The 26,775-nt window shown below is 54.2% G+C and carries 23 protein-coding genes and 1 tRNA gene; 4 read left to right on the top strand and 20 right to left on the bottom strand.

All coding sequences use genetic code 11. The features are described 5' to 3' along the window. Positions 1 to 73 precede the first annotated feature (73 nt). The 12 genes from ACTF5G_RS06610 to ACTF5G_RS06555 all read right to left on the bottom strand — a co-directional run bounded on the left by ACTF5G_RS06610 (position 74) and on the right by ACTF5G_RS06555 (position 12,482). Entirely contained in the window at positions 74 to 2,224 is a 2,151-nt protein-coding gene (locus tag ACTF5G_RS06610; RefSeq protein WP_438952034.1) for a hydantoinase/oxoprolinase family protein, read from the bottom strand. A gap of 54 nt (positions 2,225 to 2,278) precedes the next feature. Next, a complete protein-coding gene (locus ACTF5G_RS06605; protein WP_339639645.1) occupies positions 2,279 to 2,683 on the bottom strand; it encodes an acetone carboxylase subunit gamma in 405 nt (134 codons plus the stop codon). Further along, positions 2,683 to 4,617 carry a hydantoinase/oxoprolinase family protein gene (locus ACTF5G_RS06600; RefSeq protein WP_438952033.1) on the bottom strand — a complete coding sequence of 645 codons (1,935 nt, stop codon included), beginning with the start codon at positions 4,615 to 4,617 and terminating at the stop codon, positions 2,683 to 2,685. The genes ACTF5G_RS06605 and ACTF5G_RS06600 overlap by 1 nt, the downstream gene beginning before the upstream one ends. A gap of 405 nt (positions 4,618 to 5,022) precedes the next feature. Further along, complete coding sequence (locus tag ACTF5G_RS06595; protein ID WP_438952032.1) at positions 5,023 to 5,490, bottom strand: DUF3565 domain-containing protein; 468 nt, start codon at positions 5,488 to 5,490, stop codon at positions 5,023 to 5,025. 499 nt (positions 5,491 to 5,989) lie between these two features. Continuing rightward, positions 5,990 to 6,080: transfer RNA gene (locus ACTF5G_RS06590), tRNA-Ser, on the bottom strand. A gap of 150 nt (positions 6,081 to 6,230) precedes the next feature. Next, on the bottom strand, positions 6,231 to 6,410 hold the full coding sequence (csrA, locus tag ACTF5G_RS06585) for a carbon storage regulator CsrA (protein WP_438952031.1): 180 nt from the start codon (positions 6,408 to 6,410) through the stop codon (positions 6,231 to 6,233). Between the two features lie 167 nt (positions 6,411 to 6,577). Further along, complete coding sequence (locus ACTF5G_RS06580; RefSeq protein ID WP_438952030.1) at positions 6,578 to 7,810, bottom strand: aspartate kinase; 1,233 nt, start codon at positions 7,808 to 7,810, stop codon at positions 6,578 to 6,580. Between the two features lie 89 nt (positions 7,811 to 7,899). Then, positions 7,900 to 10,500, bottom strand: a complete 2,601-nt coding sequence (gene alaS, locus ACTF5G_RS06575) for an alanine--tRNA ligase (protein WP_438952029.1) — start codon at positions 10,498 to 10,500, stop codon at positions 7,900 to 7,902. A 61-nt stretch (positions 10,501 to 10,561) separates the two neighbouring features. Next, positions 10,562 to 10,912 carry a histidine triad nucleotide-binding protein gene (locus tag ACTF5G_RS06570; protein WP_438952028.1) on the bottom strand — a complete coding sequence of 117 codons (351 nt, stop codon included), beginning with the start codon at positions 10,910 to 10,912 and terminating at the stop codon, positions 10,562 to 10,564. Positions 10,913 to 10,929: 17 nt separating this feature from the next. Beyond that, positions 10,930 to 11,124 (bottom strand): Trm112 family protein, encoded by a 195-nt coding sequence (locus tag ACTF5G_RS06565; RefSeq protein WP_438952027.1) that lies wholly within the window; start codon positions 11,122 to 11,124, stop codon positions 10,930 to 10,932. 86 nt (positions 11,125 to 11,210) lie between these two features. Beyond that, entirely contained in the window at positions 11,211 to 12,044 is an 834-nt protein-coding gene (locus tag ACTF5G_RS06560; protein WP_438952026.1) for a M23 family metallopeptidase, read from the bottom strand. Positions 12,045 to 12,077: 33 nt separating this feature from the next. Beyond that, positions 12,078 to 12,482, bottom strand: a complete 405-nt coding sequence (locus tag ACTF5G_RS06555) for a hypothetical protein (RefSeq protein ID WP_438952025.1) — start codon at positions 12,480 to 12,482, stop codon at positions 12,078 to 12,080. Positions 12,483 to 12,756: 274 nt separating this feature from the next. Between ACTF5G_RS06555 and ACTF5G_RS06550 the strand changes: the two genes are divergently transcribed. Further along, a complete protein-coding gene (locus tag ACTF5G_RS06550) occupies positions 12,757 to 13,758 on the top strand; it encodes a YheT family hydrolase (RefSeq protein WP_438952024.1) in 1,002 nt (333 codons plus the stop codon). Here ACTF5G_RS06550 and ACTF5G_RS06545 read toward each other — a convergent pair. The 6 genes from ACTF5G_RS06545 to ACTF5G_RS06520 form a co-directional block, all read right to left on the bottom strand. Next, positions 13,730 to 14,209 (bottom strand): regulatory protein RecX, encoded by a 480-nt coding sequence (locus tag ACTF5G_RS06545; protein WP_438952023.1) that lies wholly within the window; start codon positions 14,207 to 14,209, stop codon positions 13,730 to 13,732. The two genes, ACTF5G_RS06550 and ACTF5G_RS06545, sit on opposite strands and share 29 nt — an antisense overlap. Further along, complete coding sequence (locus ACTF5G_RS06540; protein WP_438952022.1) at positions 14,206 to 14,886, bottom strand: DUF4126 domain-containing protein; 681 nt, start codon at positions 14,884 to 14,886, stop codon at positions 14,206 to 14,208. Before ACTF5G_RS06540 ends, ACTF5G_RS06545 begins: the two co-directional genes overlap by 4 nt. 74 nt (positions 14,887 to 14,960) lie before the next feature. Continuing rightward, positions 14,961 to 15,728: a sterol desaturase family protein gene (locus ACTF5G_RS06535; protein WP_438952021.1), complete on the bottom strand. Its 768-nt coding sequence runs from the start codon at positions 15,726 to 15,728 to the stop codon at positions 14,961 to 14,963. Between the two features lie 152 nt (positions 15,729 to 15,880). Then, positions 15,881 to 16,930, bottom strand: a complete 1,050-nt coding sequence (recA, locus tag ACTF5G_RS06530; RefSeq protein WP_438952020.1) for a recombinase RecA — start codon at positions 16,928 to 16,930, stop codon at positions 15,881 to 15,883. A gap of 78 nt (positions 16,931 to 17,008) precedes the next feature. Beyond that, positions 17,009 to 17,497 (bottom strand): CinA family protein, encoded by a 489-nt coding sequence (locus ACTF5G_RS06525; protein WP_438952019.1) that lies wholly within the window; start codon positions 17,495 to 17,497, stop codon positions 17,009 to 17,011. A 53-nt stretch (positions 17,498 to 17,550) separates the two neighbouring features. Next, entirely contained in the window at positions 17,551 to 18,696 is a 1,146-nt protein-coding gene (locus tag ACTF5G_RS06520) for a class I SAM-dependent RNA methyltransferase (protein ID WP_438952018.1), read from the bottom strand. A gap of 388 nt (positions 18,697 to 19,084) precedes the next feature. Here ACTF5G_RS06520 and ACTF5G_RS06515 point away from each other — a divergent pair, with 388 nt between their 5' ends. Beyond that, positions 19,085 to 19,867, top strand: coding sequence for a GNAT family N-acetyltransferase (locus ACTF5G_RS06515; protein WP_438952017.1), 783 nt, complete (start codon positions 19,085 to 19,087; stop codon positions 19,865 to 19,867). 8 nt (positions 19,868 to 19,875) lie between these two features. Here ACTF5G_RS06515 and ACTF5G_RS06510 read toward each other — a convergent pair whose 3' ends face one another. Beyond that, complete coding sequence (locus ACTF5G_RS06510; RefSeq protein ID WP_438952016.1) at positions 19,876 to 20,571, bottom strand: 4'-phosphopantetheinyl transferase family protein; 696 nt, start codon at positions 20,569 to 20,571, stop codon at positions 19,876 to 19,878. A gap of 11 nt (positions 20,572 to 20,582) precedes the next feature. After that, on the bottom strand, positions 20,583 to 23,099 hold the full coding sequence (locus ACTF5G_RS06505; RefSeq protein WP_438952015.1) for an AMP-binding protein: 2,517 nt from the start codon (positions 23,097 to 23,099) through the stop codon (positions 20,583 to 20,585). A 463-nt stretch (positions 23,100 to 23,562) separates the two neighbouring features. On the opposite strand from ACTF5G_RS06505, the gene mutS reads away from it, so the two are divergent. Both mutS and fdxA read left to right on the top strand, forming a co-directional pair. Next, positions 23,563 to 26,124 (top strand): DNA mismatch repair protein MutS, encoded by a 2,562-nt coding sequence (mutS, locus tag ACTF5G_RS06500; RefSeq protein WP_438952014.1) that lies wholly within the window; start codon positions 23,563 to 23,565, stop codon positions 26,122 to 26,124. A gap of 124 nt (positions 26,125 to 26,248) precedes the next feature. Further along, entirely contained in the window at positions 26,249 to 26,572 is a 324-nt protein-coding gene (gene fdxA / locus ACTF5G_RS06495) for a ferredoxin FdxA (RefSeq protein ID WP_438952013.1), read from the top strand. Positions 26,573 to 26,775 lie beyond the last annotated feature (203 nt).

The raw sequence follows: 26,775 nt of genomic DNA, 5'->3' as shown, positions 1-26,775 counted from the left end.
CTCGATCAGCTCCTGATCTTGCAAAGCTGAATTGTTTGTTTCGTTATTCATAATCAAATACCCCTATATCCACTCAATTTTGTGCATCGGTGCGGAAGAACCATACGGCGCCCTGCTCGGCAGAGACATACTTCCAGCCCGGTTCAATCAAGTAGGTTGTTACATCCGAGGCCACGATACCGGGGCCGACAATTTCTGTTCCCGGAGAGATGTCATTCTTGTGCCAGACCGGTGTCTCGGTTGCCTTGGCGCCGGTGCTGACAAAGTAGCAGGTGCGTTTGGCAATCGGCTCCGGCGGTGCAGAGCGCTCACTTTCGGGAATCGGTTTGATGTGTTTGAAGTGCACGGTATCGTGCTCCACAAATGAAGCCACACGGATGGTATTGATACGAATACCCGCTTCCGGTGCCTGACTGCCTTCGCCGAAACGCTTGCCGTAGTCCGTGGAGAACTGTTGCAGGATATTCATGACATCCATGGCAGATTCCAGGGTGTGCTTGGGCACGACCACGGTGGTTTGTACCAGCTGGTTACCGTAGCGCATATCCAGTTCGAGCGAATAACGGATATCCTCCAGCTTCATGCCCTGACGCATCAGGTCGTTTTGACCACGGGCGCTCAGTTCGACAACGATGTCATTGAAGCGCTTGTAGTCGTCATACACTTTGCGAGTGTTGGAATCGTACAACACCATGAACAGTGACATTTCATGAATGTGCATCTGGTGCATGTTGCCTGCACCCACTGCAGAGAAGACGGAACTCATGGGTGGTGCCAGGATTTTGTCAATGCTCAGATTGCTGGCAATCCCACAGCAGTGCAGCGGACCGTTGCCACCATAGGCGAGCATGGTGAAGTCTTCAGGGTCATAACCGCGAACCCGCAACTCGGTGTGCAGACCGTTAGCCATGTTGCTGTCAACTTTTTCCTTGATCAGCAGTGCCGCTTCAATCGGCGAGACATCCAGATCGTCACAGAGGGTTTCCTCAATGGCAAATACGGAACGCTTGGGGTTCAACGGAATATGGCCGCCGGCATAGTTGGTGGGATCGAGATAACCCAGCACCAGGTCGGCATCAGTGACAGTAGGACTCATGCCACCGCGGTCATAACAGGCGGGACCGGGGTCGGAGCCGGCACTTTTCGGACCGACGGCAACTGCGTTGTACATCCGGTCAAAGCTGGCGATGGAACCACCACCGGCACCGAGGGTAACCAGGTGGACCATGGGCACAGACACCAGCCAGCGGTCGATAACCGGGTTGAAGTCATAGTGCTTGATGCCGCCTTCAACCACGATACCGATATCATAGGAAGTACCACCCATATCGGTGGCCACCACGCTGCCCAGATCGGCTTCTTTTGCCAGATGCTCTGCGGCACTGATACCGGAAACCGGACCGGAGTGAATGGTTTGCAGGGCGTCAGTGGAGTTCAACTGCGCCATACCACCGGAGTTGTGGATTACCAACATCGGCTTTTCGTACTTGTTGGAGCGCAGGTTCTGCTCCAGCTGGCTCATGGCGTGATACATGGTGGAGTGCAGATAGCCATCCACAATCGCCGAGGTTGCGCGAACATATTCACCCTTCCGACCGGCAACGCGGTGGGACAGGATAACCGGAATCGAACCCAACAGATGTGAGGGGTACTCATCCAGCAAAATTTGCTCAACACGCTTTTCGTGGGCGGGGTTCACAACAGAGTTGACCAGACAGACCACAATCGCCTGAGCGCCCTTGTCCACCAACTTTCTGATCTTGACGCGCACATCCGGCTCGTCTAGGGGCATAACCAGTTCGCCCTGGAAGCCGAGGCGTTCACGAACACCCTCGATCATGTGTGGCAGAACCAGTGGGGCAGGACGCTGGGCATCGGGCAGGTTCTGCTTGCCCAGCTCGTCGAGGCCTTCACCATAACCGCGACCGCGGCTGAGTGGCACCATCGCCTCGTAGCCTGCTGTCACCAGCATGCCGATACGGGGGCCTTTGTGCTCGATCAGGGCATTGGTGCCCAGCGTGGTAGCGTAACGAACGGAATCCACACCGGACAGGATGCTCTCCATGGTGAGACCGAGTTCAGTGTATGCATTTTCCAGGGCCTCGTTAAAACCGAGGGCCAGGTTTTGGTGGGTGGTCAACGCTTTGGTTTCAATGTACTTGTCATCCCAAACCACAAAGCAATCGGTAAACGTACCACCGATATCAACTGATATACGTTTCATAACCTTTTTCCTAAAACAGACCTAATTTATTCAATCACCAATCGACAAGCTCTATCAGTGCTTGTGGGTGTGACAGCGATCTACCAGAATATTGGGGCCTTTCACCGGCTCGAGAATCTCTTCGCGGTGGCTCCACTGTTCTTTCAGGGCATCAACGTCTACTTCCATATCATATAGCGGCATATGGTTGGGGAAGGTGTATTCAACCTCCACCTGGGTGCCACAGGACGGACAGTAAAATTCGTAGATGTTGACCCACTCCCTGTCGGGACAGAAGGTGAAACGGTATTTTTCAGGGTCAATAATCGACGGGTGAATATCGGCAGGATCGCGGTTATAGACCAGCAAACCCTCTTTGTAGTTGCCGCGGGCTGGAGCAACCACATGGTCACAGACCCGGCACTCCCAGTTTTCCGTATCCAGGTCAATACGGAGGTATTCAGTCATCAATACTTTCATTATTTGTCCCCCTTGGTCAGGCGGATATCGCCCAGCTCAGTCACCACGAATTCCCAACCTTCGCGAACCAGACAGGTAAAGAATTCTTCCTCAAGGATAGCCGGACCGGTACCGTAGTCACCCGGCTGCATATTATTCACTTCATAGACAGGCACATCATTCCAACCAGCGCCGCCAGCAAACAGTGAGCGGTTTTTGGTGGATTTGGCCTGGGCTCCTTTGGAAACACCGGCATGCTTGTTATCTTCCGTTTTCAGTTTTTTGCGTACTGAAACTTCAAGCGTCACATCGTCTGCTTTTGCCATGTCCTGCGGAATGGAAATGGTGTGTCCCAATACATGAACGGAGTCAACACCAGCTTTCTCTGCCACCAGTCTGGCGACAACCTCGTATTCACCCTTGGCGTAGCCTTCGGCAAACATGTCTCGCTCACCGCGCTCAACCAGTGCAGCATAGGCTGCTTCCAGCGCCTGCTGACGATTGCCGGTCAACACCGTGGAATAGCTCTGGCCGATGTCGCAGGAACCCATACCAAAGGCACTGAAGACCGCAGCCATTTTGGGTACAAATACGGTGGAGATACCGCAGTCTTCGGCGATACCACAGGCATTCATCGGACCGGCTCCACCGAAGGCGAGCAGGACGGTATCACTGTCAATGTCGCCAAAAGATTTCAATTCGCCAGCAATTTTCTGCTCGAACGCATCGCGCAACTTGAGCAGGGCTTCATCCGCGGTAATTCCCAGCGGCGCAGCAATATTTTCTGCGATTGCTGTGCGAGCCCGTTCGAGATCGAGAGCCAGGCCGCCACCGAAATAGGTGGATGGATCCAGCAGGCCGAGCAGCAGGCTCACATCGGTGATAGTCGCATTCTTGCCACCGCGACCAAAACAGGCCGGACCAGGTACTGCGCCGACACTTTCCGGCCCTACCTGGATAGCCCCGTTTTTGACGGCGAGGATGGAGCTTCCACCGACACCCGGGCTGGCAATTTCACACAGCCCGAAGGAGATGGGAACACCTTCAACCGTACCGCGACGCTGCTCGTGCACACTGTGGTCAATCACATGACCGATGTCCGTAGTGGTACCACCAACATCCATGGAGAGCACATTGGACAGGTTGTATTGCTTGCTGAAGGTTTTAACGCCCTCCATACCACCGCGTGGACCGGAGCTGTAGGTTTTTACGGCAATCGTTTTTGCGACGCGCGAGGCATCACCATCATTGCGGAAAATCAGCAGGGGGTTCTTGGTGCGGTATTCACGCAGGCGGTTTTCTGCGTTGTAGAGGAAGTTTTCCATCGCCGGGTGCAGGAATGAATTGATCATTGCAGTCCAGCCGCGGCGCTCAGTGGACACATCATCGGCCAGCTCACTGGCAAACAACATGGGTACAGCACCGAGCAGGTGACGGGGGTAATTGTCAAAAGCGATCCGTTTGAATTGTGCTTCGTACTCGTCAGCCTTGTCAGATTCAAAACAGACCACAATGCGGTTGGCACCTACCGAGGTGAGCCGGGTAATCACCGACGTGGTATCGGCACCCTTTGCTTCATCATCAACGTCTGCCAGATTAACTTCAGCCACTCTGTCGCCAATCAGGAAGTCGTAGAGCTCTGAATCCTGCTCACGCAAACGGGCAGGCAGCGGAGAGCCCTTGTTGATGATCAAGCCGAGTCGTGGACCTTTACGTTCAACAATGGCATTGGTTCCCTGGGTGGTTGAATAGCGGATGTGATCCACTTCAGCCAACAACCGGGCGACATCTTCTTCTCCGTAAACTGCTTTGGAAGCAGACCGCAGTCCGTCAAAAAAACACTTACTCAAATCGTAAGGTGTGGTCAGGGTTTTGGTCTTGTAGAAGTTATTGTCTGTGAGCACACAGATATCTGTGAGCGTACCGCCATTATCGATATTTATTAGCATTCCCATATCGAGTTACCTTAGTTCTTTTACTAGCCGAGAATAGTTAGGGTTATAAACTGCACATCAGTGTGACCGAAAAAACGACCACTACCGAGAGAGTATTTTATCTATGCAATAGGTGTACCAACTTTTTTTAACGGGATCATGAATTATATCTATTTGTTTTATATTAAAAATTCATGTCACATCCCATTGTGCAACAGACTGCACGACCTGTCCGGAAATCAATCACCTGTTTCAATTCACTATGGAACGCACTCTACAGGTTTTATAAATCGAGGGGGCGCCACGTAATCGCACTGACCCAATTTTCGAATCCGTCGAATCAGTATAGTGACTTTACGGCACATTAAACAACTCTGTCCGAAAACCCGCTTTTTCTACTGAAACGATAGGCCCGACAAGCGGGTATCAGGCCGTGAAATACTCGATGTAAAACTGCACGTCACCCATTGCCGGACTGAGGCTGTGCGAGAGGCCGGGAGCCATAATGCCGGCAAAGTCCCTGTCGAGGAGAAAACCACGGCTGGCGGCTGCACCCGGCTCAATAACAAACTGCAGCATACCCTGCTTGATCACAACCCGGCCCCATATTCCCGCTTCGGTGGAAAAGCCATTCTGCCATTCAGCGGGCATATCCGAACGCTGGTAAACGGGACTGGTTTCGATCCGGGTCATTCCATCGGGTATTTTAGGCATATCACAATCCACGCACTCGACACTGTCGCCGATATGCTCCTGGCGTCCCTTGCCGGTACCAATCCAACGACATTCCATATAAGGCGGGTTGTGCTTCATCTGCAATGCGTGGCCACATTCCAGCTCCGCCACCCACTCCTGGAAGCGATCCAGGTGGAAACCCTCAATAGCTCTCTTCATAAAATCAAACCTGTCACTTTCTGATCCATTTTATCCACGCTGCAAAGTCTGGCGCTGAGATAACAGTATAGAGATGACTGCGAATTCTTGCAGACAGTAGCGGATATTCAGTGACAGCAACTGCTAACTGCAATACAGGCGCGGACTGCAGGGTCGGGATTGGCTTGCCGCAGTGCGGCTCGGGGTTTCACCCCGCCGTTGCACGCACCGGCACCCAAAACGGTCAAGCCGTTTTGTCGAACGGGGGCTCTCATCCAGGGCTCCCGTCACAGACAAATAAAAAACCCGGCGCAGGGCCGGTATGAGTTGTTCCCATGGCACGACAGCGGATTGCAGGGTCGGGATTGGCTCGCCGCAGGGCGGCTCGGGGTTTCACCCCGCCGTTGCACGCACCGGCGCCCAAAACGGTCAAGCCGTTTTGTCGAACGGGGGCTCTCATCCAGGGCTCCCGTCACAGACAAATAAAAAAACCCGGCACAGGGCCGGGTTTTTTTATTTGTGGCGGTGAGGGAGGGATTCGAACCCTCGATAGGGTATTAGCCTATACTCCCTTAGCAGGGGAGCGCCTTCAGCCGCTCGGCCACCTCACCAATCATCATCTAACTTATATTGCCTTATAAAGCTTTGGTAGAAACAGTCCTACGACCATCGCACCAAACTATTGGAACGGCACCAGAAAACGCCTCTTAAAAAGTGGCGGCATGATAACATACCAACTGGAAAATCAAAGTGGACGAGGGTTACTGATCGTCTTCTTTTTCCTGCTGAATCCGCTGGTAAATCTCTTCCCTGTGAACGGAAACTTCTTTGGGTGCATCCACACCCAGACGAACCTGGCTGCCCTTGACTCCGAGCACGGTGACACTGACATCATCACCAATAATGAGGGTTTCCCCGACCCGACGCGTGAGAATTAACATGGTTTAGCTCCTGTATACTGCCAAATAACAACGTCTCCGCTGCCTTTCCTGTTTTAACCCAGCATTGTTATTGTTATTCAGCGGGCCACCTCCCTGATGGATAACAACGCTTCCACATTCGGGCGGGGGGAACTATACCAACCATTCCATATTGCGGTAAATAGCGTCTACTCTTCCCTATCGGACTCTTCGAGCTCGAAGGCACTGTGCAGGGCACGCACAGCCAACTCGAGATATTTTTCATCGATAACGACGGTGATTTTAATCTCGGAGGTGCTGATCATCTGAATGTTGATATTTTCCTGCGCCAGCGCCTCAAACATTCTGGCGGCGACACCAGCGTGAGACCGCATCCCAACCCCCACCAAGGCCAGCTTGGCGATACTGGCATTGGTATCAACTTCCGAGGCACCGAGCTCGGTGGCAATGCGCTCAAGAACCTCTTTGGCTTTTGACAGTTCATTGCGGTGGACAGTAAAGGTCAGGGAGGCGGTATTGTCATGGGCAACATTCTGCACAATCACGTCGACCTCGATATTCGCACGGCCCACTGCACCGAGCACTTTTGAGGCAATTCCGGGCACATCGGGAATACCGCGGATGGTCAGCTTGGCTTCATCGCGGTTGAACGCGATGCTTGAAACAACCGGTTTTTCCATATCGTCGTCGTCCTCCAGGGTGATCAATGTACCGGGGCCATCCACAAAGCTGGACAGCACCCGCAACGGGACTTTGTATTTTCCGGCAAACTCGACCGAACGTATCTGCAATACCTTAGAACCCTGGCTGGCCATTTCCAGCATTTCTTCGAAGGTGATTCGATCCAGTCGGCGCGCATTGGCAACCACCCGCGGATCGGTGGTGTAAACACCATTCACATCGGTATAAATCTGGCATTCATCAGCTTTGAGGGCGGCAGCCAGGGCAACGGCTGTGGTATCGGAGCCACCGCGACCCAGTGTGGTGATATTGCCATTGTCGTCGACACCCTGAAAACCGGCCACCACTACCACCCGCCCAACCGCAAGATCCTGCTGCATGCGATGTGCATCAATTTCCTGAATACGGGCTTTGGAGTGGGCGTCGTCAGTGAGAATCCGCACCTGTCCACCCGTATAGGAACGGGCATCACAACCCAGCTTGTGAAGGGCAATGGTCAACAGCGCAATGGTGACCTGTTCACCAGTGGAAACCAGAACATCCATCTCCCGCGCACTGGGCTCAGCCTCGATCTCTCTGGCCAGCCCAATCAGGCGATTGGTTTCGCCACTCATGGCAGAAACCACCACCACCACGCTATCACCGCGACTGCGGAAAGCGTGGACTTTCTCGGCGACCGCCTGAATGCGCTCTATGGTGCCAACCGAGGTGCCGCCGTATTTTTGTACAATCAGACTCATGAATACTCTACAGTTTAGTCCGCCAGAAGTGGGCGGCAATTAAACACCAAATAATTGACAAAGTTAACCGGGAAATAGTGTGTCGGATTTCAACCGGAAAGCTGTTGTCGCACCCACTCGGCCGCTGACTTCAACGCCACTGGAAGGGCCGCCACATCGGTGCCACCACCTTGAGCCATGTCGGGACGGCCACCGCCTTTGCCGCCCAGATCCACGGCAACACGCTGCACCAGCTCACCCGCTTTCAGACGTCCCGTAAGATCAGACGTCACCCCGGCAACCAGCGCGACCTTGCCATCATTCACCGTCGCCAGCAGGATGACCGATGGACCCAGCTTGTTCTTCAATTGATCCACGGTATCGCGCAGGGATTTCGGGTCCGCGTCCTTGATATCAGCCAGCAGAACCCGAACACCATCGACCGTTGTCGCCTGGTCAGCCAGGTCGCTGCCCGCACTGCTGGCCAGGCGGCCCTTGAGCTGGGCGTTTTCCTTCTCCAGTGCTTTCATCTCGACGCAGAGTGCTGCCACTTTTTGGGCGGCATTCACTGGTCGCGCTTTGACAAGATCGGCAATATGCACCAGTTGGTCTTCAAGCCCATCCAGGTAAGCCAGCGCATGGGCACCAGTCACCGCCTCGATACGGCGCACACCGGAGGCGATGCCGGTTTCACCGACAATCCTGAATAAACCGATGTCGCCGGTACGCAGCACATGGGTGCCACCACAGAGCTCGACGGAGAAGCCTCCCCCCATCGTCAACACCCGAACCTGATCACCGTATTTCTCGCCAAACAAGGCCATCGCGCCTTTCTGGCTGGCGGTATCCATATCACAGATTTCTGTTTGCACCGGGCTGTTGCGGCGGATTTCCTCATTGACCCGGCGTTCAATGGCTTTCAGTTGTTTTGCGTCGACCGCCTCGGGATGACTGAAGTCAAAACGGAGCCGCTTGCTATCCACCAGTGAGCCTTTCTGGGTGACGTGATCACCGAGAATGTCCCGCAGCGCAGCATGTAGCAGGTGGGTAGCAGAGTGGTTGAGTGCTGTCGCAGCGCGCACCGCATTGTCGACCCGGGCGTCCAGTTTTTGTCCCTCAATGATCGTGCCGGACAAAAGTGTACCGATATGCAGGTAATGACCGCCCTGCTTCTGACAGTCGCGCACTTCAAATTCAATACCATCGGCGAGCAGATAACCGCTGTCGCCGGCCTGACCACCGGATTCCGCATAGAACGGGGTCTGATCGAGCACCACAACCCCTTCCTCCCCAGCGGCAAGCTGCCCGACCGGAATGCCCTCCCCGAGCAATGCCCGGACCTCACCCTGACTGGAAAGACTGTCGTACCCGGTAAATGCCGTGGCACCATCCAGCGCCAGCGAATGACCGTAGTCCACCTTGAAGGCACCGGCACTGCGCGCTCGCTGACGCTGCTGTTCCATGGCTGTTTCATAACTGGCCATATCCAGCGACAGCCCGCGTTCCCGGGCGATGTCATTGGTCAGATCCACCGGAAAACCAAAGGTGTCGTACAGGGTAAAGATCAGCTCTCCGGGAATGACATCCCCCGGCAGATCATCGAGGGCCGATTCAAGCAGGGCCATGCCTTTGTCGAGGGTTTTCTCAAACTGCCGCTCTTCCGCCAGCAATACCTTTTCCACCTGAGCCCGAGCCTTGGCAAGCTCCGGGTAGGCCTCCCCCATTTCGGACACCAGCGCCACCACCAGCTTGTGGAAAAACAGGTTGGTCTGACCCAGCTTGTGACCGTGGCGAACAGCGCGGCGAATGATACGTCGCAGCACATAGCCGCGCCCTTCGTTGGCCGGCAGCACACCGTCGACGATCAAAAAACTGCAAGAGCGGATGTGATCCGCAATGACTCTCAACGACTTGTTTTCCAGGTCATCAGTACCGGTAACTTTGGCAGCGGCCCTGAGCAATGCCTGGAACAGATCGATGTCGTAGTTGCTGTGCACACCCTGCATCACCGCAGCGATGCGTTCCAGCCCCATACCGGTGTCGATGGAAGGTTTCGGCAGGGGCGTCTGACGCCCGTCGGCACTGCGCTCAAACTGCATGAAAACCAGATTCCAGATTTCGATATAGCGATCCAGATCGTCATTTTCGCTGCCGGGGGGCCCGCCGGGCACGTCCGGGCCATGGTCGTAGAAAATTTCCGAGCTCGGGCCACAGGGACCGGTGTCGCCCATCTGCCAGAAGTTATCCTCGTCGAGGCGGGAGAATTGTTCAGGGCTGACGCCCACCTCGTTCAACCAGATATCCGCGGCCTCATCATCGGAGACATGCACAGTGATCCACAGACGTTCCTGCGGCAGCCCGAGCACCTCGGTGAGGAACGTCCATGCAAAGCGGATGGCATCGCGCTTGAAGTAGTCGCCAAAGCTGAAATTGCCGAGCATTTCAAAAAAGGTATGGTGACGCGCGGTGTAGCCCACATTTTCCAAGTCGTTGTGCTTGCCTCCCGCCCTGACACAGCGTTGCGAAGAGACGGCACGGCAGTACGGCCGCTTTTCGGCGCCCAGAAAGACATCCTTGAACTGTACCATACCGGCATTGGTGAACAGCAGCGTCGGGTCGTTGTCTGGCACCAGGCTGCTACTGGGAACAACCGCGTGCCCCTGGCTGGCAAAATAGTTCAGGAAAGCATCACGTATTTCAGCACTTTTCATAAAAAATCAGATTCCATGGCCCTAGTCAGAGCCGGTTAACCAATCGTGTATCTGGCGATCATCAGAATCCGAGTTCCGCCTCGGAAAACGATTTATTGCCGAGAATATGCAAATGGAGGTGAAACACTGTCTGACCAGCCCCTGCGCCATTGTTGATCACCACCCGGAAGGCATCACCAATCCCGGCTTTGCGGGCGATATCGCCGACCGCCAGCATGAGATGTCCGAGGATTTTCTGGTCCTCCGGAGAAGCATCAACCAGCCGTGAAATCGGTTTTCGTGGAATCACCAACAAATGTGTCGGCGCCTTGGGGGCAACGTCCCTGATGGCGATACAGACTTCATCTTCATAGACAATGTCCGCAGGAATTTCACCCTTGATGATTCGACTGAAGATCGTTTCTTCCGGCATTGTTGGTTGGCCTCCAGCTAGTGAGTGTCAGCGAGCTTTTCATCGGTGCTGAGCGGCCGGGCCTCACTTTTAAGCATCACTGGAATGCCATCGCGAATCGGGTAGGCCAGACCGCTGGCCCGACAGACCAACTCGTCTTTTTCCCTGTCATATTCCAGTGAACCCTTGCTCACCGGACAGACCAGAATACTGAGTAGTTTTTTATCAATCATGGCGGATCCCGAGCCCAGCAAAAATTGCAGGACTGAAGTTTAAGGTAAAGGCAGCGCCAAGACTATGCCTGACATATCAGGTTGCATTACTTTGCTGCGGGGAAGTGCTCAAGCACCAGCGCCGGATCAAGACGGACATCAAACCAGTTGATTCGCCAGTCCAGATGTGGGCCGGTAGCACGACCAGTGGCTCCGACACGGGCAATCAGATCACCGGGGAGTATCCGCTGGCCATTTTCAACCAGTACTTCATTGAGATGAATAAAGGTAGAGCTGACACCGTAACCGTGATCGATCAATAACGTGCCACCGGAATAAAACATGTCGTGATGCACCAGTGTCACCACGCCTGGAGCCGGGGCAAAAACATCAGTGCCGGTAGGGGCGGCAATATCCAGACCGTAGTGAGGGCTGCCCGGTGTCCCGTTGTAAACTCTCCGGCTGCCATAGACGCCGGTGATCGGCCCATCAAGGGGTTTGACAAAACCGGACAGAAAATCCGTTCGACGATCATCCACTGTCCTCGCCTCACGCACCAGTTCCGCCTCGCGTCGAATTCGCTCCAGCACGTCCGGTGGCGGCGTGACGGTCTGCTGTGGCACGCCCTCCACTCGCTGCTCACGATAGACTCTATGCGCCACCGCATAACGGTAAGTCGTCACTTCATCATCACCGTTGGTAAGGGTAAGCCTGATTTCTGCGGGCGCATCCCGACCAAGGCCAAACACAAACAGGCCCCGATCATCCACCTTGATCGAACGGCCCATGACTTCAACCTGTTCGCCGGGCGATACCCGACCAATCAGCAGGCCGCCCTGCACCAGTTCCCCCTTGAGCTCCAGCGAAATGGCGCCCATCGGCAACAGACCTATCAGCAACACAACCGGTCGAAGGCAAATGAACAGAGATCTCAGTAACATGGTTGACTCACAATAACAGTGACGGAAATTCTATCAGGGATAGGGTTCAAGCGACTTCACCTTACAGCGGTCACCGGTTTGCAACACTCTGATTGAATGGGATCCCGCACAAAATTTATTATTCTGCGCCGTGTGAACAAAGCCGTACTGCTCGACACCCTGGCAATCGCCATGAAAACGCATCAGCACTTTTTTACCACCGACCAGTTCGATCACTGCCGCATGGGAGTTCAGCACATAAAAATAGTGCACCAGTTTGCTGTTGAGACAACCGTCAACAATCCCCCACAGGGCCAGATCGGCCTCGGTAATCATTTCAGGTTCTGAATGCTGCCGGATTTCTGGCGAATCATGCCGGTGCGACTCATCGGCGACAAGTTGTTGGGGAACGACAGTGAGAACGACCCAGAAGATGATCCAGCGCTTCCACGATTTCAATTGCACACCTCAGTTAAAATGGTCCAAACATGACTGTTAGATTGTATCCCGAGGCATCCGTTCCTGGAGCCATGTATTTGTGTGCTGTTCACATTCATTTGATATCAGTACTGGAGGTCATTTTTGCTTCCAGCCAGACGGAATGAGCGCGGTTCAGTGACACCAAGTAGCACTGGTCAGTTACAACAGCGACAACCAAATGCGTGCGCGCAGGCCCTTGATTCAATGAATGCTATGATAGCCCGGATTCACCCCGGGAGTTCAAGTAACCGTCATGCATACCCAGCTAGCCGATTTCTGTCCACCGCCCGGCTTGCGCAATGCACATCTCCAGAGCCTGCTCAGCAACGCAGGTCCCAGACGATGGCTGGTTAACAATCGCTGCCTGGCCATGAGAGCACGCAGCAAGACCTTCCTGCTCAACGGCTCACACGATGGTCAGGCGGTAAAACTGTTGGCAGCATTTGATCGGGCAGATCGCGACAATAATAAACTGGCTGTGTTATTGCACGGCTGGGAGGGTAGCGCAGAGTCCACCTATATACTCTCCGCCGCCCACTATCTTTACCAGCGCGGTTTCAATGTGTTGAGACTCAACCTTCGCGACCACGGTGGGAACCTGCATCTCAACAGCGGGACGTTCAACTCCACCCTGTCCGAGGAGGTTGCCAGTGCCATCATGGATTTTTTGCGGCAACAACCTCACCGGCGCTGTTCCCTGGCCGGCTATTCACTGGGCGGCAATTTTGCCCTGCGCATCGCCGCCGATGTCGGCACCGAGATACCGCTGTCGTCAGTAGTGGCCATCTGTCCGCCCGTGGATCCTGCACATGCCATGGATCGCATTATGGACGGCCCGATTTACCGCAACCATTTCTTCGACAGGTGGCGTCGTTCGCTGGAAGAAAAGCTGCATTTTTTCCCCGGCCTGCTGGATCACAGGCCGCTGCCGCAGTTCCCGTCACTGCGCGCCCTGAATGACTTCTTTGTGCCTACCTTCACCCCTTTCAGCGATGCAAGCCAGTACTTCTCAGCCTACGCACTGAGCGGCGACAGATTGTGTAGTCTCAGCGTGCCGGCCTATCTCGTCACCAGCATGGATGACCCGATTGTACCGGTGAGCGATCTGGAAAAGATTCACCGCCCCGACGCGCTAAAGTTTGTCGTGACAGAATTTGGTGGGCACTGCGGATTCATTGAAAACTACCGGCTGGATTGCTGGATCGATCGCTGCCTGGAACAGATTTTCAGTCATCATACTTTTCATTATCAGTAAAGCAGGCCCGAATCTGCTCGGCACTGAATCCCCGATACTGCAAAAAACGGCTGCGCTTCGCCCGCTCGGTAAAATCGGTACAGGGCTGACGCCCGTATTTCTTATGCATCACCTGAACGGCCAATTCAAACCAGTCCTCATCGCAAACGGCAATCGTCTGCTCGGCCAGGGACGTATCGACCCCCCGCTGCTGTAGTGCCTGACGAATCCGATAGGGCCCCTGCCCACGGTGAATAAGCGCGCAAACATAGGACTCAGCAAAACGCTGGTCAGATTGCAGATTGTCCCGCGTCAGCCCCGCCAACACCGGCTCTACCAGCGGGGCGTGCTCGGGAAACTTCTCCACCAGCTTGGCCTGCAATTCATGGGCGGAGTGCTCACGACGGGCCAGCAGATCCATGGCCCGGTGGCGAATCAAACGCTGCGGGTCCAATTCGTCGCGTTTCTTCAAGGCGACCGCTCCTCCAGCGGCGGCGCAACCGGCGGTTCGGCATCCGGAACGGTCCGGGCGACGGGCTTCTCGACAATGCCCAGCCACTCACCAATCTTGCGAAAAATCTTTTTAATCAGTCGCCATAACTTCGGCAACAACCAGATCACCAGCGCAATAAACAGTACCATCAGGCAGAGGAACAGTAACGGGTGATTAAACATGGTCCACAGCCCTCCCAACACCAGCAGATCTTCACTGACGGATGCGGTCCAGTTGCTGACGGGTTCAGGAGACGTATTGATCAGCGCCCGGGTGGAGGCCTTGGTGAGATGGCTGGCGCCGGCCAGAGTACCTCCCATCAACCCCGCCGCAATTTCCAGCGCCGGTGTGACATCACCCAACGCCCCCGCGGCCAGCATGGCCCCGGCCGGTATTCGAATAAAGGTATGCAGGGTATCCCAGCCGGTATCCACCCCCGGCACTTTGTCGGCAACAAATTCAATCAGATACATGACCCCGGCGGCCATAATCACCATCGGGCTCTGCACCACAATCAGTTCCGCGGGCAACTGGATATTGCCGGTGGCTCCCGCTATGCCCAGCACCAGGACCAGCGCATACAAATTGATGCCACTGGCCCAACCGACGCCGGCAGTCAGGGCAATTACACTGATCAGTTCCTGATAACTATCCATCGATCCACTCCTGCCGGACGAATCCGGTAATTGACTGTTTCATGGGTAAAAGCACTGGAAAGCCGGCACAACATTCAAGGCCGGAATGGTGCCAACAACAGGGACCACAACCCTTCGTCCTTTGACTGATTCAGGCCAATGGGCATGGTCGGCTCACGAACCTTGCCGGATCGACTGACAAACAGGCGATCCCAGAAACTGAATATAGCGCCATAATTGCTGCCTGTGTCGCACTGGTCAATATGGTGGTGCACCCAGTGAATGGAGGGTGTCACCATCACCCGCGATAGTCGCCTCTCGAGATTCGCAGGCAGACGAATATTGGAGTGATGGAAACCGGCCATTACCAGCACCAGCGATTCAAAGAGAATCACCGAGAGCAGCGGGAACCCGATCAGCAGAATAACGGCGCCACGCACCAGCGACGACAACACCACTTCACCAAAATGGAAACGCACGGCTGAGGTCACGTCCAGCCACTGATCGAGGTGGTGCACCCGGTGGAAACGCCACAATAGAGGTAGACGGTGATTGGCCCTGTGCCACCAGTAAATCCAAAGATCCAGCAACAGTATATCCAACACAATACCCCAACCACCCTCCAGCCAGCCAGTTCGCCAATGACTGCTCTGGCTCACAGCGAACAGGATAATGGGCAGCACGATCAGTGGTGAGAGGGCACTATTACAGAGCCACAACGAGAGGTTTTTACCGAGTCGACGAGGGGTGGCAATGGCACCGGGTGTTTGTGCAGCGGGCCATTTGCGTTCAGCAACAAACAGCAGGAGCAGAAAACCCAGCACCAGCATACTTTTGTAGAAAACCAGTTCTGATATATCCATTAATTGGTTACCGCCCCTTCGGGAAATATCCCCTGAGAATCACTGACAATCGAACTGGCATTGAATCAGAGAAAGATAGCAGCCACAAAAAAACCGCACCCTCAAGCTGATGCGGTTTTTTGTAACCTCCTGCAGTCAGCTGTTCACAGCGGTCAGTTTTGAATCTCTTCGGCTTCTACAGAATCCGCTGGCGACTCCTGTTTCGGGGGTTTGGCCGGGGCCATCAACTGCTGGCGGATTTTCTGTTCAACCTCGTCGGCAATGGCCGGGTTTTCCTTCAGGTACTCACAGGCATTCGCCTTGCCCTGCCCAATTTTGGTGCCGTTATAGGCATACCAGGCACCCGCCTTGTCAATCAAACCACACTTCACCCCCAGATCGACCACTTCACCCAGATGATTGATGCCCTCACCGTATAAAATCTGGAATTCACACTGCTTGAACGGCGGGGATACCTTGTTTTTAACTACCTTGACGCGGGTTTCGTTACCCACTACTTCCTCACCTTCCTTGACGGCACCGATACGGCGGATATCGAGTCGCACCGAGGAATAAAATTTCAGGGCATTACCCCCCGTGGTGGTTTCCGGATTGCCAAACATTACCCCGATCTTCATTCTGATCTGGTTAATAAAGATCACCAGACAGTTGGCCTGTTTGATATTACTGGTGAGTTTGCGCAGTGCCTGTGACATCAGACGGGCCTGCAAACCCACATGGTGGTCGCCCATTTCACCTTCGATTTCTGCGCGGGGCGTCAGGGCCGCCACCGAGTCCACCACCAGCACATCAATGGCCCCGGAACGCACCAGCATATCGGTGACCTCGAGAGCCTGTTCACCGGTATCCGGCTGGGAGACAATCAGGTCGTCCACATTGACGCCGAGTTTTTCGGCGTAGTCGGGATCCAGCGCATGTTCCGCATCCACAAAAGCACAGGTGCCGCCTTTTTTCTGCGCCTCGGCAATCACCTGCAGCGTCAACGTGGTTTTACCGGAGGATTCGGGGCCATAAATTTCCACCACCCGACCCTTTGGCAGGCCACCGATGCCCAGTGCTATATCCAGACCCAGCGACCCGGTTGAGATAGACGGCATGACCACATGTTCCCGGTCGCCCATCCGCATGACAGTTCCCTTGCCGAATTGCCGCTCGATCTGACCGAGCGCCGCCTGTAGGGCTTTCTCCTTGTTTGGATCCATGAAAGGTCTCCTTTGCTATCTGTGTAGAGAATGGGCTAGCTTAACGCAACGCCAAACTACTGTATAGTCATACAGTAGTTAATTATCCAACAATTCAATCAGTCCCAGCAACGCCCGCTGCACTGCGGCCGCTCTCACCGCCACGCGGTCGCCGTCAAACCTGAAGCAGCGAGCGACCGGAGAGCCATCGCGAAGCATCCAGCAAAACCAGACTGTTCCCACCGGTTTCGCCTCGGTACCGCCATCCGGCCCCGCCACACCGCTCACGGCCACACTGATATCGGCACCGGCGAGGGCTAGGACAGCCCGGGCCATGTCGATGACCACCGCCTCACTGACTGCACCCTCAGCGGCAAGCACGTCGGGGGACAACCCCAGCAACTGCTGCTTGGCACTGTTGGCGTAGGTCACCAGCCCCAGTTGGAACCATTGGGAGCTGCCGGGAATCCCGGTGATGGCACTGGCGACGCCGCCACCGGTACAGGATTCCGCGCAGGTAACCGTGGCACGGCGATTGAGCAACAACTCTCCCAGCTGGGCCGACAGCGAAACCGTTTGATTATCCATGCCGACAACTTACTGCAACTGATCTGCTGATTAAAGAGGCGATGCAAATACCCTTATTTAAAGGTAATGGTAACCAGTGTTTCATAGTGATAGGTGCCGGGAAACAGATCAATCAGATTCACTTGTTCGATCCGGTAATCACCACCCAGCAACTGCAAATCGCGCACCATGGTGGGGGCGCTGCAACTGACGTAAATCAGTTTCTTTGGCCGGTAGGCTTTGACCCACTGCGTCAGGTGGGCAAAGCCCTTGCGGGGTGGGTCCACCAGCAGCACATCGAAACGGGTGTGCTCGGTACGCGCCTTGAAGGCCCGCAACGCCGTGTCGGAAAAAAGATCCAGATGAATAAAGCTGAGTTCTTCCTTTAACTTCGCCCGCTCCGGCGCATAGTCCACCATCACCCGCTCGATACCGGGGTGCTCCGGCAGAATCAAATCTGACAGGTTGCCCTCTCCGGAGAACAGATCCAGCAACGTCCCGACCTCAAGATCGTCCAGCTGAGCTCTTACGGTCTCCCGCAGCACCTCATTCATGGCCCTGTTGACCTGGGTAAAACCGCCATGGGCATAGGGTTGATCCCATTGCACGCTGACACCGTCATCGGTCAGATACAGCTCACAATGCCCCTGGCCCTGGTGATTTTCAGTCCAGCTTTTGTCCTGGTAGAGGCTGTCAAAGGTCTCGCGAAGTCGCTCATCAATCACCTGGCAGTGCGGAATTTCCAAAACAGCATCGGTGACCGGGTCGATCATACCCAGATACTTGTGACGGTAGTGCAACTGCATGCGATTGCGGTAGCCCAGCCGCTGCTCGGCAGGCGCCACGCGAATGTCGGGGGTCTCCACACTGAGCCGCTTGAGATGATCCGCCAGGGCATTGCGCTTGTAGGTCAGTTCGCTTTCATAATCCGTGTGCAGAAAGTGACAGCCGGAGCACTGCTCAAAATGCTCGCAGGCCGGCGCAATACGGTTTTCAGCGGTACTGGAAAGGCTGTCCATCCGGGCAAACAGCACCCCTTTGCTGGCGCGGGTAATGGTTGCAGAACCCTGTTCACCGGGCAACGTTTTGGCGATGAAACAGGGTTTGCTGTCAATCTTTGCCACCCCCTGCCCCATCGGGTCGATGCTCTCAATCAGGAATTCAATCGGGCGGTTTGGCGATTGCCGTCTGACTTTAGGGTGAGGTCTTCTAGGTTTCAATGGGATTCCTTAAATCAGACTGCCGACGGACGAACTGGCCGACGCTAAAACAGTCTTCAAGTATGCCCTAGTTTCCCATTTATTGGGATTGCCCGAGCACACTGCCTCACCCACGAAAGCGGCCATCGGAATTTGCTGGCGCTGGAACTCACCACCACTGGCCTGGGTGTCCTACAACTTGTCCTGTGCCATACCCCATTCACCCGCATAGTCGGCCAAAGTTTAAATCGTTTTTTAATTTAAACGTTGCGATTTTATGGCTCGAAACCCGTTCCCTTCGATATACTTCCGCTCGACCTCAGGAGCCACTGCGCTCTGAATCACCAGGTATTTATGCAGATTTTAGCCAATAGACACGGCACTCATAGTAAGGAAAGCGGCCCCGACAATGACAGAACGCAACTTAACTGAAACCATTTTTGACGCACTCTTTATAAATGAGAAGCGCACCACCATTAAAAAACTCGAAATTGCCGACATCAGAGGCTGGCTTACGCCAATTAAAGATGCCTGGGCGAACCGGGTCGCCTGCACAATTAATACCTGTAGTGCAGAAAAAATTCAGGCTGTTCAGCAATTCTACAAAGCATCTAAAGCCGGATTCACCTGGGTAGTGGACGAGCGACAAATCGAGGAAAAACTACCCGAACAGCTTATTGCCTCCGGATTTCACCCGGCGCGGTTTCACCGGGTTGCGGGTATGGCTCTAGAGAGGGCAAGTGGAGTGACCAACACCTGTCACGGGATTGATCTGGATATTCAGGAAGTCGATCAGGAGGTCGTCGATGCTCAGATGGATGCAGTCATCAGAGCATCGGGAGTTAATAACGATCAATACGTGCGCCTTATCATGTCCAGGGATGCGAACATTACAACAACCGTCTATTTTGCCTACGAAAACAATAAAGAGGGCCCCATTGGATACGCAAAATCCTGCTTTTTAGAAAACAGCAGGGTACACATGCTTTTGGGTGCAGCAGTCCTCCCCGAATACCGAAACCACGGCGTATACTCTGCACTGTTACAACACCGGATTGAAGTTGCCGAAAGACAGGGGGTCACTACGCACATCATTCAATCCCAGCGCAACTCCTCGTTTTCTACCTGTGCACGGTTCGGTTTTAGAGAGGTTTCCAGTCTGGAATTTTATGAGTGGCACCCCGATGGTTGAACTTTCAGCTACAACTGGCGATAACGGCATGTCCAATCTCTTCCTGCGGCAGCCAAAGCTGCGTAATATCCAGCAGGTGCGTTAATCTCGGTCACCCGCCAGGAGGTTGCCGCCGCTTCACTGGCCTCATCACAGAGAAGTACATCAGTATCTCCAGCGAGCCAGGAAACCGAGAATCCCTGCATTGCATAAGAAAACCCTACACCCAACGCTTTTACATACGCTTCCTTGCGCGTCCAGATACGAAAGAAGGCATCTGCCCTATCTCTGCCACGGAGCTTCGCCAACACGCTATTTTCCCTGTCCGAGAATACACGTCCTGCTACGCCGCCGAAATCATCGTTGCGATTTTTTTCCACATCAATACCCGCCTCCCGATCGTGGGATACTGCAACCACAAGCAGGCTAGATGAATAGGCCTGGTTAAATTTGATAGTTGGGCAACTGGCCAGCACTGATTTGCCATGAGATCCGCATGAAAAGCGCAAATCATCAGGAGAACATCCCGTGTATAACGACAGAATACAACGTAGTTTTGATCGGCCAAGAAGAAAGCGTTTTCTTAATTGCTCTGACTTGAAGCGGTCCGCACGACCGACCTCCTCCGCGCAAAATGTAGTAGGATTTTCACACAGATCGAACTCATCAGTATTGAGCCAAACTGTCCAGATATGGACCTCATTAAAAGGAATGGATTCCACCATATGCGTTGGGTTTATTTCACAACTGCATCTATACGATTCTGCAGCAACCGTGCCACATCAACCACTCTCGGGTACTTGATTATATTCACATGATTCGCAGTGAACTGATGAGCGTGACAGCCCTTGATGAAATAATCACCCCACCCGAGCAAAGGGTCATTCACCCTGTTGATTGAATGCGTCGCCACAATAAACTCGACATCGTGCCCGTAGGCAGACGGCAGGTAGTGCCTATAGGCCCATCTATGGGCGGCATGCATATCCCGAAACCTTAAAACCCCATCAAGTTTCAACCCTCTTACCACCGCAGAGTAGAGGGCATCCCTTAAATTATGAGTCTTCCCCTTGGCCAAACGTCTGAAAGCTTTTTTCCAGCGATTTGAGCGTCCAATCGACGGGCAAAACGTATCCAACAGCACCAGCAGACTCACCCTCTCTCCCATTCCGTGTAACTGTTGAGCCATCTCATATGCCACAATTCCGCCACTGGAATACCCTGCAATCAAATAGGGTCCCGTCTTTTGAACTTTTCGCATACTCTGAATACAGTGGCCCGCCATACTGGATACATTACAGTCCGGATACTCTTCCTTAAAAATACCGCGGGCCTGAAGCCCAAACACCGTTTGGTCCGGTGATAAACACCGGGCAAGGTGGTAGTAATCGCTCAGGTGTCCGCCACGCACATGCACAAAAAAAAGCGGTGGTCCTTCCCCATCCTTTATTTTTACCAGAGGGGAGTCTTCATTTGCCCTGGCATGATCACGAAGGAGCAATGCCAGGGACTCAATTGCCCCCCCCCGAAACCAAACCGTGTCCAACGGTAGTTTTACACCAAAAAACCGCTCAATCTGGTCGATCATCTGTGCTGCAAGTAACGAATTGCCACCAAGATCAAAGAAATTGTCCTGAACATCAATTTTCGGGATGTCTAGAAGACTTCTCCAGATAGAAATAAGCTGCTTCTCACAATCATCCGGCTTCCTCAGTCTCGCTTTTGGGGTACTGTCATCGAAAGTCCTTGATGTCAGTGCCTTTCGATCAACTTTTCCACTGGATGTAACAGGAAGAGACTGGCACAACAAGACTTTCGCCGGCATCATGTAGTCAGGCAGCATGTTATCCAGTGCAGCGCGGATGTCGCCGACCGAAATAGTTCCGGAATTCACAACAACATAAGCAATTAAGTTTGCACCCCCGGCGCTGCTCTTCGCCGTAACTACAACCGCCTGCCTTACAAACGGGAGACTCAAAATAATTGCTTCGACCTCGGAAATCTCAATACGGAATCCGTTGATTTTGACTTGACCATCCGAGCGACCCAAGACCTGCAAATAACCCCCTCTCATCCAACGACCTCGATCGCCTGTCTTGAACAAACGAGCACTGTCCTCTACTGAAAAAGGGTTTGGTATAAATTTATTGCGCGTCAGTATTGGATCATTTAAATACTCTTTTGCCATCAAGCCACCAAGGTATATCTCGCCTTCCTCCCCTACGGGCAATTGATGCATGCTGTCGTTCAGAACATAGGCTTCCATGAAAGGGGACACCTTTCCAACGACATCAAAATCGGGGTCACTATCCCCGGTCATGGCATATGACACAGCTCCCGGAACCTCAGTACACCCATAACTGACAAATAGTTCTGCATTGAGCCTGGAGAAAAACTCACGCTTGACCTGAACGGTAATCTTTTCCCCTGAACAGGTTACGGAACGGAGGGATATACAGGCTTTTACTTCTTCCACAGCTAACAACTCTCTCAATGCCGTGGGCGTGCAGATCAAGTGTGTCAGCGCATTATTTGCAATATATTCAGCCAGCTTCCGAAAGTTTTTTTCCAACCCGGGAGGAGCAATGTACAACGTCTGCCCCCGGGTAAGTGGGCGCATGATTTCTGCACGCGTAAACGTGGTTCCAGAGTCTGTTTTTAACAAATGTCTCTCAGACATCGGTTCCGGAAGATCGCCCTGAACATGCCAACCATAGGGAAAAACAACAGCTTTTGGTTCTCCCTCAGATCCGGAAGTGAAGTAAATATGTGCAATATCTTCTGAAGACGCGTTTACTTCATTCTGAATACCCGGTGATTCACTTAACAATGGATCGGGATCGTCCACGAGTATGACGGGGACTTCATTTTCGCTATAGTTTTCCACGTATTTTTTGCTGGTTATGACGAACAAGGGTTGCAGAAGGCCCATCATTTTCTGCAATCGGACTAAAGGCACAGTCGGCTCAATAAAGACACAACCGCCGCCCGCCTTATGTACCGCAAGAACACTCGCTATCATTTCCGGGCTACGCTCTAACTGTATCGCTACAATCTTATTGGCTGTGACGCCACGGGTTGCCAGGTAATTCGCCAATCTGTCCGCAGAAAGGTCGAGTTCCCTGTAGGTCAGTTGCGCGTGCTCACTTACTATTGCAAGGGCATCCGGTTGTTCTTTGGCATACTTGAGAAATCTTTCGTGAGGGAAGTTCGGCACCCTATCCACTTTATTCGCCACAGTAAAATCTTCCACAAAGGTTACTTATTTTTAGTAGAAACCCATTATAAACCTATCTATTAGTCAGGTTTTTCCCGATTCTACAAACCATTTTTTAAGTGTATTGGCTGATTTTCCCCCAAGCTCCAGCTTAAGGTGTTTTACCAGCTTGCAGAAACATTTGATGTTAGAGAATACATCAGATAAAGCCATTGCGCGTGAAGGACAATGCCGGCGTTTCACCCATTCTCCCAAGTCATCTGAGCGAAAACTGCGCACGACAGATATTCGCCTTAATGCCGTACAACCGGTTTCACAATTTCTTTTGATTTGACGCCATGCTATACACCAAATTCCTGATTGGCACGCCGGTTAATCAATAGAACAAAGCCCACGAAATCAGTAGTTTTTTACTGCACCGCCCTTGTCGTAGAATGGGCGGCTTTCCCGCGCAAAAAAGAGGCGCCACCGCAAACCGATGACAGCCCAGACGGACGCTATGCCCCAACACCCCCCCATGATGCAGCAATACTTCCGCATCAAAGCCCAGCATCCCCACGAACTGCTGTTCTACCGCATGGGTGATTTTTACGAGCTGTTCTTCGACGATGCCAAGAAAGCGGCGCGGTTGCTGGATGTGACGCTGACGGCACGGGGTAAAACCGCGGGCCAGCCAATTCCGATGGCCGGGGTGCCCTACCATGCGGCGGAGGGCTATCTGGCCAAACTGGTCAAGCTGGGGGAATCGGTGGCGATCTGCGAGCAGATCGGTGATCCGGCCACCAGCAAGGGGCCGGTGGATCGCAAGGTGGTTCGCATCGTCACCCCCGGCACAATCAGCGACGAAGCGCTGCTGGAAGAGCGGCGGGACAATCTGCTGGCTGCCATCGCCCACCACAATGACCGGTTTGGCATCGCCACGCTGGATATTGGCAGCGGTCGTTTTCTGGTGCTGGAGGTGGACAGCCCGGAAAGTCTGCAGAGCGAATTGCAGCGGCTCAGTCCCGCCGAGTTGCTGGTCGCCGATGATTTTCCCTGCCCGGCACTGGTCAGCCAGCAACGGGGCCTGCGCCATCGCGAGCCCTGGGAATTTGACCGGGATACCGCACAGCGCCAGTTAACCGACCAGTTTGGCACCCGGGATCTGTCCGCCTTCGGGTGCGATCATTTGCCGCTGGCGCTGTCTGCTGCCGGCTGTCTGCTGCAATACGCCAGGGAAACCCAGCGCACCGCCCTGCCCCATATTCGCAGCATCGGCCATGAGAACCGCGACGACAGCGTTATTCTCGATGCCGCCACCCGGCGCAATCTGGAACTGAGTATCAGCCTGCATGGCACAAGGGATAATACGTTGATGTCGGTGATGGACAGCACCAGCACGGCGATGGGCAGTCGCCTGTTGAATCGCTGGATTAACCGGCCCCTGCGCAACCTGACTGCACTGCAGTGTCGACAGCAGGTGGTGGCCGCTCTGCGGTTGAACAGTTGCCATGAGTCGGTGACAGAACACCTCAAGCAGGTGGGCGATATGGAACGCATTCTGGGACGGGTAGCCCTGCGCTCAGCCCGCCCACGGGATCTCACCCGGCTGCGACAGTCACTCGGTATCCTGCCCGCTATTCAGCGGGAACTGTCGTCGTCAGATATTTCGCCACTGCAGCAGTTGCTTGACGAAGCCGGGGAATTCCCCGAGCTGGTCGCCCTGCTGACCGAAGCCATCACCGAGAACCCACCGGTGGTGATCCGCGACGGTGGCGTGATTGCCGAGGGCTATGACGCCGAACTGGATGAGCTACGCAATCTCAGCAGCAATGCTGGCCAGTTTCTGGTGGATCTGGAGGAGCAGGAAAAAGCCAGCACCGGTATCAACACCCTCAAGGTGGGCTATAACCGGGTGCATGGCTACTACATAGAAATTTCCCGCGGCCAATCCGAGCGGGCACCCGCCCATTACATTCGACGCCAGACCCTGAAAAATGCCGAGCGCTATATCACCCCCGAACTGAAAACCTTTGAGGACAAATCCCTAAGCGCCAGAAGTCGCGCACTGAGCCGCGAGAGAGCCCTCTACGAGGCCCTGCTCGAAACCCTCAACGAACAGCTACTACCGCTGCAGGCGAGTGCTGCCGCAGTGGCCGAGCTGGACGCGTTGGTCTGTCTGGCAGAACGCGCCGACAGTCTCGGGCTGATTCCACCCTCTCTGTCAGAGCAACCGGGCATCGAGATCAGCGGTGGTCGCCACCCGGTGGTTGAACAGGTGCTGGATACACCCTTTGTCGCCAATGACCTGAACCTGGACGAACAGCGGCGCATGCTGGTGATTACCGGCCCCAACATGGGCGGCAAATCCACCTACATGCGTCAGGCGGCATTGATTGTTCTACTGGCCCACATCGGCAGCTGCGTGCCGGCCACCAGCGCCACGATTGGTCTGGTCGACCGCATTTTTACCCGCATCGGCTCGTCGGATGATCTGGCCGGCGGCCGCTCAACCTTTATGGTGGAAATGACGGAAACGGCCAATATTCTGCACAATGCCACGGCCCGGAGTCTGGTGCTGATGGATGAAATTGGCCGCGGCACCAGCACCTTTGACGGCCTGTCGCTGGCCTGGGCCTGCGCGGTACAGCTGGCAGAAAAGGTACAAGCCTTCACCCTGTTTGCCACCCATTATTTTGAACTCACCGGGCTGCCGGAGAAAACCGCCGGGGTGGCCAATGTCCACCTGGATGCCACCGAATACAATGATGACATTGTGTTCCTCCACGCCATTCAGGAAGGCCCCGCCAGCCAGAGTTACGGTATCCAGGTGGCCAAGCTGGCGGGTATTCCGGCGGAAGTGATCGCGCTGGCCCGGCTGGAGCTGGCCAGCCTCGAAGCGGGTGCACGCCCGGTAGTAACGGCTGGACCGGCAGCCAAACCCCGGCAACAGGAGCTGTTTCGCGACCCGCTCTCAACCGCTCTGCTGGAAACACTGACCGCTATCGAGCCGGATGAATTAAGTCCCAAGCAGGCGCTGGAGCAACTCTACGCGCTCAAACAACTTATTCGGGAGCCATGATCCGGTCCTGTGAAGTCAACTATCTGTCTTCAAATTTAATTTGCCAGCTGGATTGTTTAAATAACCGTTTTTATTTCTGTATAATGCGCGCCTGTTCTATCACCCGCTTTTCGGAGAGCAACCCATGACTTTTGTTGTCGGCGATAACTGCATCAAGTGCAAACACACTGACTGTGTTGAAGTTTGCCCGGTGGACTGCTTTTACGAGGGCCCCAATTTTCTGGTCATCCACCCGGACGAATGTATCGACTGCGCACTTTGCGAACCGGAATGTCCCGTGGATGCGATCTTTTCCGAAGATGAATTGCCCGCCGATCAGCAGGTCTACCTGGAACTGAATGCCGAACTGGCAGAAGTGTGGCCCAATATCACCGAGAAGAAAGAGGCTCCGGCGGACGCCGAAGAGTGGGACGGGGTGCCCGACAAATTGCAATATCTGGAGCGCTGACCACCAGCATTCAATACACCCACCAAAAAAGCGGCCTGATGGCCGCTTTTTTGGCACCTGTCCTTCTCTCCAATGCTCTATTCGACAGTGCAGTCAAAACAGTGCAAGTACATACCGCGGGGATCATTTAAGCGACTCAGCAGTTGCAGCTCTGTGGTAGCTCCGTAGACCTCAGCCAACAAGCCCTGCGGCAACCAGTCGGC

Origin of the sequence: Porticoccus sp. (assembly GCF_965660005.1) — a bacterium.
Lineage (GTDB): Bacteria > Pseudomonadota > Gammaproteobacteria > Pseudomonadales > Porticoccaceae > Porticoccus.
This window is presented reverse-complemented; position numbering and strand designations above follow the sequence as displayed.